Source organism: Paraburkholderia hospita (genome assembly GCF_002902965.1).
Classification (GTDB): domain Bacteria; phylum Pseudomonadota; class Gammaproteobacteria; order Burkholderiales; family Burkholderiaceae; genus Paraburkholderia; species Paraburkholderia hospita.
The window spans coordinates 1563841-1578630 of sequence record NZ_CP026106.1; the positions used below are offsets into that span (position 1 = coordinate 1563841).

The following is a 14790-nucleotide window of genomic DNA, read 5'->3' on the forward strand; positions in this document are numbered from 1 at the left end:
GTCGGTGCGCTCGGCGGTTTGCCGTGGTGTGCCAGACCATCAAGTGCATCACCGACCGGCTTCGACGATGCTTTTCGGCGGCATCGCCCAAGGCGGACTTAATCGCTTCGTCCGCTGCATGGACGGTCGTACCACTCCATCGTGAGGGACTGTCGAGCCTCTGTCTCGCTTTCAGGAATCAGTCAAAGACGTTGCGCGGTCAGCAGTTTCTGTTCGAGACCTGCGATCAGACAGTCCAGGCCATAGTCGAAGGCCGCATCCAGTCCATCGCCCTTCAACGCATCGAAAACGTCCTGCAGAAAAGCAGACGGAGTTGACGCATGTGGCATTGCGGCGTCCTGGCGTTCCGTCAAGTCTGGTTCGGACGCCTGATGTTCCAGAGCGGAGCCCACAACGTAGTGGCTGATCGCCACCAGCGCTCGAAGGGCGTCCTTCGGAGAGAACCCGGCATCGCACAAGAAGCGAATTTGCGCCTCTGCCACGCTAAATTGGGAAGGCGCTGGTCGCGTACCGGCATGGATGCGCGCGCCATCGCGGTAGGCGAGCAATGCCTTTCGGAAACTGAGGGCGTTCGCTTTCAGGAACGCACGCCAGTCCTCGCCTTGCACCGGCAAGGAGCGCCTGTGCGTCTGCGCCAGCATCGCTTCGGCCAACGCGTCGAGCAATGCGCGTTTGTTACGGAAGTGCCAGTAAAGGGCCGGTTGCTGAACGCCAAGGCGGTCGGCGAGCTTGCGCGTCGTCAGGCCATCGACGCCAACTTCGTTGAGGAGTTCCAGTGCGGTGCCAACCACGGCTTCCCGATCCAGCTTAGCCATCACCACTCCAACCTTTGCTTTTTGACAATTTATCACCGATAGTTTAACGGCTAAAATTTATCGCTGATAAATTTTCTGGAACAGATGAGATTTGAAGTTGTCGATGAACAAGCCACGCTTTATCGCGCTGACGGTGGTCACGCTAGATGCCATGGGTCTCGGTCTGGTCATGCCGGTCCTGCCGACGCTGCTGCGCGGGTTCGTTCCCGGCACGCAAGTGGCCTGGCACTACGGAACCTTCCTCGCGCTCTATGCGCTGATGCAGGTCTTCTTCGCACCACTGCTTGGAAGGCTGTCGGATCGTCGTGGTCGACGGCCCGTGCTGCTGCTCTCACTCGCCGGGGCGGCCGTCGACTATGCCGTCATGGCGATGGCGCCGGCGCTCTGGGTGCTTTATATAGGACGGGTCATCTCAGGGGTGACTGGCGCCACAGGGGCGGTAGCCGCTTCCACCATTGCCGACACAACGCAGGAAGACGAACGTGCTCGGTGGTTTGGCTACATGGGGGCGTGCTACGGCGCGGGCATGATTGCTGGCCCGGCCATCGGAGGTGCATTCGGCGGTGTTTCCGCCCATGCCCCTTTTATGGCGGCAGCGCTTCTCAACGGTGCTGGATTCCTGTTGGCCTGCGTCTTCCTCAAGGAGACCCAGTCCGTCGCCAACGCGGTGCCGACACCGATCAGCATCAACCCCTTCGACGGGTTCAGGCTCGATAGTGCGTTACGCGCACTCATGACACTCTTCAGCGTCTTCTTCATCCTCCAGTTCATTGGCCAGATTCCTGCGAGCCTGTGGATCATTTATGGCGAAGATCGCTTCCATTGGAACACCACTGCGGCGGGGGCGTCGCTCGCTGGTTTTGGTGCCGTCCATGCCCTGTTCCAGGCCTTCGTCACCGGGCCAGTTTCGTCGCGGTTGGGAGAGAAGCGCGCGCTGCTACTTGGGATGACGGCAGACGGAACGGGCTTTGTGTTGATGGCCTTTGCCACACAGGGGTGGATGGTATTCGCGATCCTGTTCCTGCTGGCCGCCGGCGGTGTTGCCATGCCCGCATTGCAGGCGATGCTCTCAAAAGCCGCCCCGGACGAAAGACAAGGTTCGTTGCAGGGAACCCTTACCAGTCTGACGAACCTGAGCGCCATCATTGGTCCGCTCGGCTTCACGATGCTTTATACAGTGACAGCGAAAGCCTGGAGCGGTTGGATCTGGATCGTTGGCGCTGCGCTCTATGTGGTATGCCTGCCGGCCTTGCGCAGGTCGCATGAGAGTGTTTCTAAAGGCTATGTCTGAGTTAGCTGTCGTACTGGATTAAGCTGAGTTCGACCCGTTGAACGGCGTGTCCGAGCGCGCGTTCGTCGATGTCAGGTTCAGCGTGGCGGAGCGGGAATCGGCATAAAACGCCGTCTTGCTTCGAGTCGCTTTAACTCTCTGACTAGTCAAATAGACTCCGGTCCAAACGACTAACGTCCTTTGCAAGTGACTGTTTTTCTGCACATTGTGTGTTGGCACGGAACGTGTGTAAGGGTTAACGCGGTCGCAAGAAAACCGCGAATCCAATCAACACGAAGCAATGTGCAGGTTCAACAATATGTCACTGATCACCACGCTCAAGCACGACCACGAAGAGATTTTCCGTTTGCTCGATGAATGCCGCGCGCTCGGCGTCGCCACCGACGAAGGCCGCCGCAAGCTCAAGCAGGTGCGTGGCGTCGTCGTCGCGCATCTGGCGCGCGAGGACCACAAGCTTTACCCCGCGATGCAGAAGCACGACGCGACGCGCGCGCTCGGCGATATGTACGCACAGGAAATGCGGGCGATGTCGGCGGAAATTATCGGCTTCTTCGATTCGCTCGACAGCGGGCGCGCGGGCATCGAATTCGCGCGCGAAATCGGCCGCGTGATTTCGCATCTGCGGCAACGGATGACGCGCGAGGAAGTGCGTCTTTATCCGGCGTTCGAAGCGCACTGCGAGTAACGTACTTCATACCCGGCAGGAAAGCGGCGAGATCGCTTTCCTGACTGTATTGCCCATCAGCGAGCGAATCATGAAAACCATCGAGCCCCGCGCCACCTTCGTGCCGCCTCCCGGACGTTACCGGCCCGAGCAGCGCTTCGCGTTGTTCAATCTCGGCTTTCGTCCGTTCTACCTGGCGGGCGCGGGTTTCGCCGCGCTCGCGCTGACCATGTGGCTGCTGGTGCTCGCAGGCGTACCGGTGATGGGCAACTATCTGCTGAAGCTCGATCCCATCGGCTGGCACGCACACGAGATGATGTTCGGCTTTGCGGCATCGATCGTCGCGGGCTTTCTGCTGACTGCTGTGCGCGCATGGACGGGCATGCAGACGACGAGCCATCACACGCTCGCCGCGCTCGCATTGCTGTGGCTCGCCGCACGCGTGCTGGTGTGGAGCGGGCCCGCCGTGCCCGCTGCGCTGATCGACAGCGCGTTTCTGCCCGCCGTCGCGTTCGCGCTGCTGCGCGTGCTGATGAAAGCGGACAACCGGCGTAACTATTTTCTGGTGCCCATGCTGTTGACGTTCGCCGCGCTCAACGCTGCGTTCCATGTGCTGACGCAAATGGGGCATCCCGATCTCGCGCTGCGCTGTCTTTATGCCGCAGCAGGCATTGTCGTGCTGCTGGTCTCGGTGATCGGCGCGCGTGTGATTCCGATGTTCACGTCGAATGCGATTCCGGGTTTTGTCACGCGCCGCTGGAAGCTGGTCGAATGGAGCGCCGCGCCGTTGACGCTGTGCGCGCTGTTCGCCGATGCCGCCGCTGTGCCGTCAGCCATTGTCGCGACGCTCGCATTCGCGGCGTGCGCGATCCATTGCGCGCGGCTGATCGGCTGGCGTTCGTACAAGGTGCGCGGCCCGGCGATTCTGCTGATCCTGCACGTCGCCTATGCCTGGATGCCCGTCGGCTTCGCGCTGCTCGGCCTGAGCGCGCTCGGATTCGTGACGCATTCCGTCGCCATGCACGCGTTCACGGCGGGCGTGATCGGCGGGGCGATCATCTCGATGATCACACGCACGGCGCGCGGTCATACGGGCAGACCGCTCGTTGCCGATACGCGCGATGTCGCGAGCTACGCGCTGGTCACGCTGGGCTCGGCATTGCGGATCGTCGGGCCGCTCGTTGCGCCGGGCCACTATCAGATGTGGATCTGGAGCGCGGGCGTGTGCTGGATCGCCGCGTTCGCGATCTATGCAGGCGCATACGCGCTGCCGTTGATGCGCCCGCGCGCGGACGGCAAGCCGGGTTAGCGCGAACGCATCAATCGAGCGCTAAACAGCGCTCGCTCATTCCGCCGTCGAGCGCGTTTCGCTCCGACCGCTTTCCATCGCCGACACGCGATTCTTCCCATCGCGTTTCGCGCGATAGAGCGCGAGGTCGGCGGCTTCGATCAGCGTCGTCATCGGCGCGTCGGGCGCGGGCACCTGCGTCGCGCAGCCGACACTGATCGTCACGTACTGTCCCGACGACGAGCCCGCATGCGGAATGCGCAGCGCTTCGACTTCGAGCCGGACCTTCTCGGCGAGCAGGCGCGTGCCGCCCGCCGACGTGCCCGGCAGCACGACCGCGAACTCCTCGCCGCCGAACCGCGCGGCGAGATCGCCGGGCCGCCCGAGGCAGCCTTCCACCGTCGACGCAATCTGCTTGAGCACTTCGTCGCCCGCAACATGGCCGTAGGTGTCGTTGTACGGCTTGAAGTTGTCGACGTCGATCATCAGGATCGACACTTCCGTTTGTGCGCGCATGCCACGCCGCCATTCGGCGTTCAGATATTCGTCCAGATAACGGCGGTTCGACAGCCCCGTCAGTCCATCCGATTGCGTCAGCTTGCGCAGTTCGAGATTCGCTTCCAGCAGTTGCTGCTGCGACTCGCGCAGCGCGCGGTAGGCCTCGTCGCGTTGCAGCAGGTTCACATACGAGCGCGAGTGATAGCGGATGCGCGCAACCAGTTCCATCCGGTCGGGCAGCTTGACGAGGTAGTCGTTCGCGCCCGCCGCGAAGGCCGCGCTCTTGATGGTCGGCTCTTCCTTGGTCGACAGCACGATGATCGGCACGTCGCGCAGCTTCGTGTTCGTGCGGTACGCCTTGACGAGCGTGAGACCGTCGATGCCGGGCATCACGAGGTCTTGCAGGATCACCGTGGGGCGCGTGTGGGTGGCCGCGTAGATGGCTTCGTCGGCGCTCGCACAGTAGTGCAGGTCGATGCCATCTTCGTTCGCGAGCGCGCGCCGCACCGCTTCCGCGACGATCGCCTGGTCGTCGACCAGCAACACCATGATCGGCACGTCGGACAGCGCGGCCGTTTCCAGCGCGGCGCGCGCGGCTTCGAGCGCGGCATTCGCGCGATCGGCCGACGTCGATGTGGAACCCCCCTGGTCCCGTGCCCCGATTTGATCGAAGTCCATGTGCGTACCCCTGTCGGAAGTGCTGGTCATGCGTTGTCTCGGTGTTTCATTGCGTGCCGCTCTTGCATCGAATGCCTCGTTGCTCCAGTCTTTGCCCCTGCTGCCTTGCGCTAAATTATCATCCGCTCAGTCAACGTCGCGCGAACGCCGCCAACTGACCGGCGATGCCGCCCAGCGGCAGAATCCGGCGCGCCGCGCCAAGCGTCGCGGCCGCCTTCGGCATGCCGTAGACGGCGCTCGTCGCTTCGTCCTGCGCGATCGTGTCGTAGCCTTTTGCGCGCATCGCCTTCAACCCGATCGCGCCGTCGCGGCCCATGCCCGTCAACAGTACGCCGAGTGCTTCGCCGGGCCAATGCTCGACGACGCTATGAAAGAACACATCGACGGAAGGACGGTAGGGCATCTCGGCCGGTTCGCGAGTGTAGTGCAGCGCGCCGTTCTGTGTCAGCAGCATGTGATCGTTGGTCGCCGCGAGCAGCGCGACGCCCGCCGTCGGCAACTCGCCCTCGCGCGCGGTGCGCACGGCAACGGACGTCTGCCCGTCGAGCCATTGCGCCATGCCGTCGGCGAACACCTGGTCGACGTGCTGCACGATCACGATGGGCGCGGCGAAGTCCGCGGGCAGGCTGCCCAGCACCGTCGCCAGCGCGGCCGGACCGCCTGCCGACGCGCCGATCACCACCAGCCGCTGCGCATCGCGTGTGAGCGGCGCGATGGCCGTTTGCCGCGGCGCCCAGGGCTTGTCCATCAGTTGGCCGATCTGGTCGATCTTCTGCAGCATCAGTAGCGCGGACTCGCCGATGCCGCGCGCGGCGAGCGTCGGTGTATCGACGGCGTCGAGCGCGCCTGCACCCATTGCCTCGTAGACGCGCCACGTGTTCGCACCGACGCTGCTCGTCACGATCAGGATCGGGCAGGGCGTGCGCGCCATGATGCGGCGCGTCGCTTCCACGCCGTCGATCTTCGGCATGATGAGGTCCATCAGCACGACGTCCGGCGTCTGCGCGGCGCAGAAGTCGACGGCTTCTTCGCCATTGGCGGCGACCCACAGCACGCGATGCTCGGGGCGCAGCGCAATCACGCGGCGCAGCGCTTCGACGGCGAGCGGCAGGTCGTTGGCGATGCCGATATTCATGCTGATGCCTCTCCGATCAGGTCGCGCACGGCATCGAGCAGGGCTTCGTCATGGAAGCTGCCCTTCGCGAGATAGTAGTCCGCGCCGGCTTCGAGCCCGCGCCGGCGGTCCTCGTCGCGGTCCTTGTACGACACGATCATCACGGGCACGGGCTTGAACAGCGGGTCGCGCTTGATCAGCGTGACGAGCTCGATGCCGTCCATGCGCGGCATGTCGATATCGGTGACGACGAGATCGAACGTCCCACTGCGCAGGGCGTTCCAGCCGTCCATTCCGTCGACGGCGACCGTCACCGCATAGCCGCGTTTTTCCAGCAGCTTGCGTTCCAGTTCACGCACCGTCAACGAGTCTTCGACGACCAGCACATGCTTGCGCTGTCGCGCGGCGACGTCGTGCGCGCGGCCGATCCGGTCGAGCTGGCCGCCGCGCACGAGCTTGTCGACGGAGCGCAGCAGGTCGTCGACATCGACGATCAGCACGGCGTCGCCGTTCTCCATCAGCGCAGCCGCCGCGATGTCGCGGATCTTGCCGAGGCGCGGGTCGAGCGGTTGCACGACGAGCATCCGCTCGCCGAGAAAGCGGTCGACGGCGATCCCATACGTCACCCGCTCGTCGCCGATCACGACGACGGACACCGACTCGCGCGTCACGCCCGCCTGCGCGCCGAGCAACTGATGCGCGGTGACGAGCCCAACGGGCTTGCCGTCGAACGCGAAGTGCTGCTGGCCTTCGAGCATGTCGATGTCGGCGCGCGCGAGTTCGAGCGTGCGGCGCACATGCGCGAGCGGAAACGCGTACGCCTCGCCGCCCACATCGACGAGCAGACTGCGCACCACCGAGAGCGTCAACGGCAACTGCATCACGAAGCGCGAACCGCGGCCCGGCTCGTTGAAGATGCGCACGGTGCCGCGCACGGCCTTGACCATTTCATGCACGGCGTCGAGGCCGACACCGCGGCCCGAGACGTCCGTGACCTGCTCGCGCATCGAAAAACCCGGCAGCAGCAGGAAGTCGAGCAGTTCCGGTTCGGACAGGCGCGCGGCCGTGTCTTCATCGGCGAGCTTGCGGCGGATCACCGACGCGCGCACGTTGTCGAGATCGATGCCCGCGCCGTCGTCGCTGACGCTGATCAGCAGTTTGCCCGCGCTGTGGCGCGCTTCGAGCGTGACGTGCGCTTCGGCGGGCTTGCCGCGCGCGATTCGCGCGTCGGGCGTCTCGATGCCGTGATCGAGCGCGTTGCGCAGCAGATGGCCGAGCGGCGCGTCGAGCATGTCGAGAATGTCGCGGTCCACCTGCGTCGACGTGCCGACGATCTCGAACTTCACGCGCTTGCCGAGCGAGCGCGCCAGATCGCGCACGACGCGCGGATACGCATGCGTCGCGTCGCCGAATGGGCGCATCCGGCATTGCAGCGCTTCGTCGTACAGCAGTTGCGCGAGGTTGGCACTGCTGCGGTCGTAGTGGTCGAGTTCGTCGAGACGCGCACCGAGCGTGTGCTGCATGCTGTTGAGCGTGGTGCGCACGTCGGCGAGCGCCGATAGCGCGGCATCGTCGAGATGTTCGGCGAGTGTGTCGTAGAGCGCGTCGAGCGCGCGCGAGGTTTCGCGCTGCGTGCGCTTGATGCGCAGCATCGACGTCGCGAACGGTTTGAGCCAGCGCGACTCCACCAGCACTTCGCCCGACAGGCTCAACACGCGGTCGAGGTTCGCGGCGCGCACACGGAGCATGCGGTCCGGGGTACGAGCCGAGGCATGGGTGTCTTGTTGCGTGGGGGCGCCGGGCTGGTCAGTTGTGTCGCTTGCAGGCGCTTCCTGCCGTTGCGCGAGCGCCTCGGCCTGCAACTGCGCCTGGAGTTGCGCATACACGTCGACGTCCGGCTCGATGCTCGCTCCGTCACCGACTGCCGTCTCACGCGGGGCGCTTTCAGGCGACAACATCCGCCTCACGAACCCGTCGATATCGGTGCGCGTAACGGGCGCGTCCGGCTTCGCATCGCCCACGCGCATCAGCAGATCGACGCCGCGCAACAGCACGTCGATATGCGCGGGCGTCAGTTGCAGTTCGCCGCGTTGCGCGCCGACGAAGCACTCTTCCATCACATGCGCGATATCGACGCCGTCCTGCAAGCCGATGATGCGCGCCGCGCCCTTGAGCGAATGCGCGGCGCGCATGCACGCTTCGAGCGCGGCGGCGTCGGCTGGGCGATGTTCGAGCGCGAGCAGCCCGTCGGACAGCACGCGCGTTTGCACGGCGGCTTCCTCGCGGAACAGTTCGAGCAGCGACTGATCGTCATCCGTCATCGCAGGCTCCGGGCAATCGATTCAAACAGCCGCGCCGGGTCGATCAGGCCGACGGTTCCGCCGCGCCACGCGAGCACGCCGCGCGCATGCGACGCGGTGGCGTGCGCGAGCGTCGCGGGCACGGGCAGCAGTTCGGCGTCGGCACAACGGATCACGCCTTCGACCTCGTCGACGGGCAAGGCAACGGGCGGTGCGGCGGGCTCGCTGTCGTGCGCGGCGACCAGCATCCGCGCATAGCCATTGCGCGCGGCCTGTTTCGTGTCGGCGGCGCGGTCCATGTTCAGCAGTTCGCCGAGCGAAACCGCAACGGTCAGCGCGCCGCGCACGTTGACGACGCCGAGCACGGCGCGCGAGCGCTGATGCGGCAGCGAATGGATCGCGCGGATATCGTCGATCTCGCGCAGCACGCGGGTCGGCAGCGCAAGCCATTCGCCCGCGACGCGAAAGGCGAGGGCGGACTGCGTCTGCGCGGACGCTTCACGCATTTCGGCTGGCGACCCGACCGGCTCCGCACGCGCAACGAGGTCCGTGTCGCGCAAAGGCCGGTCGAACAACTGCGCTGCGCCCTGCGCGAAGACCGGGCAGTTCAGGCAGCGAAAATACTCGACGAGGCGCGGGCACGTGTTGTCGCCGCGCGTGCCGATGCGGTTCCAGCAGTCGTCGACGCGCACGGACGCGCTTGAATGATCAGGAGCGTCGTGCAGCATGGAATCCTCGTGAACGTTGCGCATCGTCCGTTGGCGCCTGAGCCGATTGTGTCGATTGTGTCGATTGAGCCGCGCGCGCCGCCGAGCGTTGCGCGCGCTGCATCAGATTCTGCGCGCCCGCCCGATCGCCGCCGATGTCGAGCAGCGCGGCCAGATGCGTGAGCGCTTCGTAATGCGCGGGGTCCAGATAGAGCGCCTTACGATAGAAGTCGGCGGCGTCGGCGCTGCGGCCGCGCGCATCGGCGATCAGGCCGAGCAGATGGAACGCGTCGACATTCGGCCCATGCACGATCGCATGCTGATGCGCGAGGCGCTCGGCTTCGTCGAATTCACCGGCATCGGCGTGACGGCGCGCGGCAGCGAGCGATGGTTCCGCGGCGGGTTGCGGCGTGGGCGCTCGCACGGTCTGTTGCGTGCGCACGGGCGGCGGCGTGAGGGCGCGGTTCGCAAACGGCGGTTTCGTGGTTTCGCGAGTTGCCGCCGTGAACGCGGGCGTACGCGCAGCTTGCGTCGTCGTCACGTTTGCCGCGCTCAAGGCAAGCGGTTTGACCGCGCGCGCCGCATTCGTTTCCTCGGGCGTGCTGCGCCGGAAAGCAAACGCGAGCGGAATGCGCGCGGATGTCATCGCGTGCCGCATCATCAGGCCCGTTTCGGCGGGGCCGACGAAGATCGTGCCGCCGTTGGCGAGATTCGCGTCGAGCACGCGGATGGCACGGTCCTGCGCTTCGCGGTCGAAATAGATCAGCACGTTGCGGCAGAAAATGAAGTCGTACGGTGCCTGCGCGCCCGCCTGCAGGTCGAACAGGTTCGCGTGCGAGAAGCGCACCGTCTCGCGCACGCGTTCGCTCAGTTGCCAGCTGTCGTTTAGCGCCGTGAAATGCCGGTCACGAAACGCGAGCGGATGGCCGCGAAACGAATTGCGCCCGTAGAGGCCCGCGCGCGCATGCTCGATCACGCGCGCACTGATATCGAAGGCATCGACGGTGAAGCGGTTCTCGCCGATGCCGTCGTCGAGCAGCGTCATCGCGATCGTGTACGGTTCCTCGCCCGTCGAGCACGGCAGGCTCAGCACGCGCAGCACGTGCATCGGATCGCGCACGAGCCGCTCGTTCGCGAGCCGCGCGAGTGCGACATACGCCTCGCGATCGCGATAGAACCATGTTTCGGGCACGACGAGCGCCTCAATCAGCCCCTGCCGTTCGTCGCGCGACACGGTCAGTTGCTGCCAGTACGCATCGATCTCGGCGGGATCGACGGCGACGCTCGTGTCGTGCGCCGCGAGGCCAAGGCGCGTCACGCGCACGCGTTCGAGTACCGCGCGCTCCACCGCGTTGATGCCCAGCGACGACGCGTCGATCCCCGTCTCCCGCAGGAGCCAGGCTTCGAAGCGCGGCACGAAAGCGGTCGCGGCGTTCATCGCGTATGAGGTTGGGGTTGCGGGAAGAGCAGCGCTTTCACCTCGTCGTCGAGCATCTGCTGCACGTCGATCCATTGGATCAAGCCGGACTCGTCGCTTGCGACGGGGCCGAGCCAGCGCGCGTGCGGCGTCGCGATGCCGCTGTCGGCGAAATGTTCGCGCTCGATCCGGCGCGTCTGCGTCGCCCGTTCGACGATCAGGCCGAGCAGCCGCGGCGGCGTGTCCGCGTCAGCGGGTTCGCGCGTGTCACGATAGTGGACGAACACGAGCCGGGTCGAGCGCCAGTACTGCGACGGACGCCCAAGCGCGAGTTGCGCGAGATCGATCACGGGCACAGGTTCGCCGTGCCGCTCGATCACGCCCGCGACCCACGCGGGCGCGCCGGGAATCGCCTTGGTGGCCGTCAGCGTCTGCACTTCGACGATGTCGGCGGCATCGAGCGCATAGCGGTCGCGGTCGAGTTCGAACAGAAGGAAGAGCATCGCCGTCACCGTATCAGCCGTGTTGGGCCTGCCAGCGCGAGCGGGCTCACGCTTCGATCTTGAAGCGCGACACACCCGTGCGCAGCTGGTTCGCGACGAGCGTGAGATCGTCGATCGCCTGCGACGACTGGCGCAGCGACTCTGCCGTCTGCTGCGCCGCCTCCGACAGCTGCGACAGCGCCTGTGTGATCTGCTCGGCGCTCGTCGCCTGCGTGTGCATGCCTTCGTTGACGAGCTGGAAGCGCGGCGCGAGCGTCTGCACTTCGTGAATGATCTGCGACAGCTGCTCGCTGACCTGCTGCACGTCGCGCATGCCGCGCCGCACTTCCTCGGAGAACTTGTCCATGCCCATCACGCCCGCCGAGACAGCCGACTGGATCTCCTTCACGGTCTGTTCGATATCGAAGGTGGCGACGGCAGTCTGGTCCGCGAGACGGCGGATTTCCGTCGCGACGACGGCAAAGCCGCGGCCGTATTCGCCCGCTTTCTCGGCTTCGATGGCCGCGTTCAGCGACAGCAGGTTGGTCTGGTCGGCGACCTTGGTGATCGTCGCGACCACCTGATTGATGTTGACGGCCTTCTCGTTGAGGATCGCGAGCTTCGCGTTCACGGAGCCGGCCGCTTCCATCACACTGCGCATCGTGTCTTCCATGCGCGTGAGGCCGTTCTGGCTCGCGCCCGCAAGCGTCGCCGACTGATCCGCGACGGCCGACACTTCGTTCATCGTGCGCAGCAGATCGCGCGAGGTCGCGAAAATTTCGCGCGAGGTCGCGCCGATCTCCGTCGTGGTCGCAGCGGTTTCCGTCGCCGTCGCCTGTTGTTCTTTCGACGTCGCCGCAATCTCGGCCACCGACGTCGTCACCTGCAGCGACGATTTCTGCGCCTGCCCAACGAGGCTGTTCAGTTCCTCGGCCATCCGGTTGAAGCCGTCCTCCAGCGTGCCGAATTCGTCGCGGCGGCCCAGCTTCAAACGCTGCGTCAGGTTGCCCGTGCGCATCACGTTGTGCACGTCGACGAGGCTTGCCATCGGCACCGTGATCGCGCGGTACAGCGAGAAGCCGGTGTAGAGCGCGACGAGCAGCGTGACGCCGAGCGCCGTCGCGAGTGTGATTTCCGTGCCCGTCACCGAATCGCGGATCGATTTCGCGGAATCGTCCGCCTGGGTGCGGTTTTCGTTGACCAGTTCGTTTGCCGTGCGGATCACGCTTTCCCAGGCGGGCGCGAGCTTGACGAAGGTGGCTTGTGCATCCGCCTTCGAGGTCGGCGCGGTGCGCATGGCGTCGTTCAGTTGCGGCAGGTATTGATCCCAGGCAGCGCGGAACGCGCGGAAGTGCTCGCGGTCCGCGTCACGAAAGAGCGTTGCCTGGTACTCGGCCGACACCTGATCGAACTTTTGCAGCAAAGCCGGCATCCGTTCGAGATCCTGCTTCGTCGCGGCATCGCTGCTCTCGACGAAGAGCGCGCGTTCGAGCGTCGAATAGCCCTCGTTGGCCGCCGCGCGCAAGGTCGTCGCGAGGTAGAGGCCGGGCACCGAGTCGTGGCCCATGCTGAGCGCTTCGTCGTCCATCACGCGCAGCCGGCTCCAGGAGATCGCGGCCATCACCAGCATCAGCACGAACAGCGCGCCGAAGCTCAGCATGATCCGGTTGCCGAGCGTGAAGCGGGCCGCGTGCTTCGGATCGAGCAGGGTGGTGTCGCTGGTGCGGGGCGTCGCTGTGACCATTGTCGATGACTCTTCCGGTGTTTGATGGTGTGAGGCGGCGCGTCGGATGTCGATCATCCGGACGGTCCTCGCCGACGCTAACGGGAAATTACATGATTCCCTCGCGAATCATTATCCCAAAAAGCTTGCGAAACCTGTGCCAGATCGACGTTTTGAAAGGGAGGCTAGACGGTTTCCAGCAAAGAACAAGCAGGACCTGGACGGATTGCGCCTTACTTGACAACGATGGAGGCCACATTGCGGCGCAGCGGGCGATGCCCACGCGCAACCCGAAAACGCCTGTGCCGTCGCATTGATGCTGCAAAACGCATAAGAAAGCTTTGCGAGCGAGGCTTTGTCGCCCAGAATGTTCCGTAACACAGCATGCGCTGTCGGAAACGCACTCTGGCCGGGTGTCGACCGCGAAATGCCTTCCCGTCGATTTGCGAAGCGGGCGTGGCCGATGTGCCTGGCGATATCTGGAGTTGTCATGCTCGACGATACGCTTTCGCTGCCGTCGGCGTCGCTGGCCGCACGCCAACGCTGGACGATCTTCGTCGCCAGCACGGGCGGCGCGCTCGAGGTTTTCGATTTCGTCATCTATGGCTTCTTCGCGCAGCACATCGGGCGCGTGTTCTTTCCGCCCGGCATCGGGCTTGCGCCTGCCACGCTGTCGTTTGCCGTGCTCGCCATCGGACATCTGTCGCGCCCGCTCGGCGGCCTTTTTCTCGGCCGGCTCGGTGACAAGTACGGGCGGCGCATCGTCTTCATGTCGTCCGCGCTCGTTGCCGCGCTCGCGACGCTCGCCATTGGAATGCTTCCTTCATACGCCGCGCTCGGCATCGCCGCGCCCATCGCGCTGCTCACGTTGCGTCTCGTGCAGGGTTTGTGCCTCGGCGGCGAGTTGCCGGGCGCGCTCGTGTACGCGATCGAGACGGGCTCCGCGCGTCCGGGGCTGATGTGCGGCTTCGTGTTCGTGGCCGTCAATCTGTCCTTGTTGCTCGCGTCGAGCGTGAATCTCGCGGTGCATCTGTTGCTCGATGTGGCGCAGATCGATGCGTTCGGATGGCGGATCGCGTTTTTGCTGGGCGGAATCTGCGGTCTCGGCATCTTCGCGCTGCGCCGCACGCTCGATGAATCGGCGGAGTACGCGCGCGCGATTGCGCGGCGGCACCGCGAACCGCTTGCCGTGCTGTTCCGTCATCACCTTGCGGCCATCGTCACGGGAATCGGCGCGGGCGTGATGACGGGCGTCACGGGCGGACTGTTCATCGCGTACATGCCGAGCTGGCTGCAGGCGCTGGGCCACGGCGCAAACGACGTGGCGTGGGCGCAGACGCTCTATGTGATCACGATCGCCGCGTGCATTCCGTTGACGGCGGCAGCGGGCGACCGTTTCTCGCGCCACCGCGTGTTCCGCGTGGGTGCCGTCATGACGGCCTTGTTCGCGCCCGTGTTTTTTATCGCCGCCTCACGTGAGCACGCCAATCTCGTGCTGCTGTTTTTTGTCGCGGGGACGATTGCATCGTTGATCAATGGCACCTACGGCTGCGCGATCGCCGAACTCTTTCCTGTCGACGTGCGCTTTAGCGGCGTCGCGGCTGCGATGAACTTTGGCCTTGCCGTGACGATGGGGCTGACGCCGCTGACCGTGAGCTTTCTGGTCGCGGATCTGCATTGGACACTCGCGCCCGCGCTCGTGATGCTGGCGGGCGCGCTGGTCGCATTCGCATCGACCTTCGGCATGAAGCGCGGCAGGCTGCGCGCGCCGATGGTCCGGCACGAGTAGTGTCGCAAGCCTGGTCACGCGGTG

General features: G+C 65.1%; 12 protein-coding genes. 4 read left to right on the forward strand and 8 right to left on the reverse strand.

The annotated features are described in order from the left end of the window. Positions 1–182 precede the first annotated feature (182 nt). Positions 183–815: a tetracycline resistance transcriptional repressor TetR gene (tetR, locus tag C2L64_RS25355; protein WP_007587628.1), complete on the reverse strand. Its 633-nt coding sequence runs from the start codon at positions 813–815 to the stop codon at positions 183–185. A 103-nt stretch (positions 816–918) separates the two neighbouring features. On the opposite strand from tetR, the gene tet reads away from it, so the two are divergent. From tet to C2L64_RS25370, 3 genes are all read left to right on the forward strand, one after another. After that, the gene (gene tet / locus C2L64_RS25360) at positions 919–2106 is read left to right on the forward strand and encodes a Tet(A)/Tet(B)/Tet(C) family tetracycline efflux MFS transporter (RefSeq protein WP_007587630.1); all 1188 of its coding nucleotides are present in this window, start codon (positions 919–921) and stop codon (positions 2104–2106) included. A 298-nt stretch (positions 2107–2404) separates the two neighbouring features. After that, entirely contained in the window at positions 2405–2791 is a 387-nt protein-coding gene (locus C2L64_RS25365; protein ID WP_039901342.1) for a hemerythrin domain-containing protein, read from the forward strand. Between the two features lie 70 nt (positions 2792–2861). Then, complete coding sequence (locus tag C2L64_RS25370; RefSeq protein ID WP_007587634.1) at positions 2862–4079, forward strand: NnrS family protein; 1218 nt, start codon at positions 2862–2864, stop codon at positions 4077–4079. A gap of 36 nt (positions 4080–4115) precedes the next feature. On the opposite strand, the gene C2L64_RS25375 is transcribed toward C2L64_RS25370, so the two are convergent. From C2L64_RS25375 to C2L64_RS25405, 7 genes are all read right to left on the reverse strand, one after another. Next, on the reverse strand, positions 4116–5234 hold the full coding sequence (locus tag C2L64_RS25375; protein WP_007587637.1) for a GGDEF domain-containing response regulator: 1119 nt from the start codon (positions 5232–5234) through the stop codon (positions 4116–4118). Between the two features lie 130 nt (positions 5235–5364). After that, positions 5365–6369, reverse strand: a complete 1005-nt coding sequence (gene cheB / locus C2L64_RS25380; RefSeq protein ID WP_007587638.1) for a chemotaxis response regulator protein-glutamate methylesterase — start codon at positions 6367–6369, stop codon at positions 5365–5367. Beyond that, positions 6366–8669 carry a hybrid sensor histidine kinase/response regulator gene (locus C2L64_RS25385; RefSeq protein ID WP_007587639.1) on the reverse strand — a complete coding sequence of 768 codons (2304 nt, stop codon included), beginning with the start codon at positions 8667–8669 and terminating at the stop codon, positions 6366–6368. Before C2L64_RS25385 ends, cheB begins: the two co-directional genes overlap by 4 nt. Further along, a complete protein-coding gene (locus C2L64_RS25390; RefSeq protein WP_007587641.1) occupies positions 8666–9376 on the reverse strand; it encodes a chemotaxis protein CheW in 711 nt (236 codons plus the stop codon). Before C2L64_RS25390 ends, C2L64_RS25385 begins: the two co-directional genes overlap by 4 nt. Further along, entirely contained in the window at positions 9357–10793 is a 1437-nt protein-coding gene (locus C2L64_RS25395) for a CheR family methyltransferase (RefSeq protein WP_007587643.1), read from the reverse strand. The genes C2L64_RS25390 and C2L64_RS25395 overlap by 20 nt, the downstream gene beginning before the upstream one ends. Further along, entirely contained in the window at positions 10790–11275 is a 486-nt protein-coding gene (locus tag C2L64_RS25400) for a chemotaxis protein CheW (protein ID WP_007587645.1), read from the reverse strand. The genes C2L64_RS25395 and C2L64_RS25400 overlap by 4 nt, the downstream gene beginning before the upstream one ends. A gap of 46 nt (positions 11276–11321) precedes the next feature. After that, positions 11322–12998, reverse strand: coding sequence for a methyl-accepting chemotaxis protein (locus tag C2L64_RS25405; protein WP_007587647.1), 1677 nt, complete (start codon positions 12996–12998; stop codon positions 11322–11324). A 469-nt stretch (positions 12999–13467) separates the two neighbouring features. On the opposite strand from C2L64_RS25405, the gene C2L64_RS25410 reads away from it, so the two are divergent. Continuing rightward, positions 13468–14766, forward strand: a complete 1299-nt coding sequence (locus tag C2L64_RS25410) for an MFS transporter (protein WP_007587648.1) — start codon at positions 13468–13470, stop codon at positions 14764–14766. Positions 14767–14790: the final 24 nt, after the last annotated feature.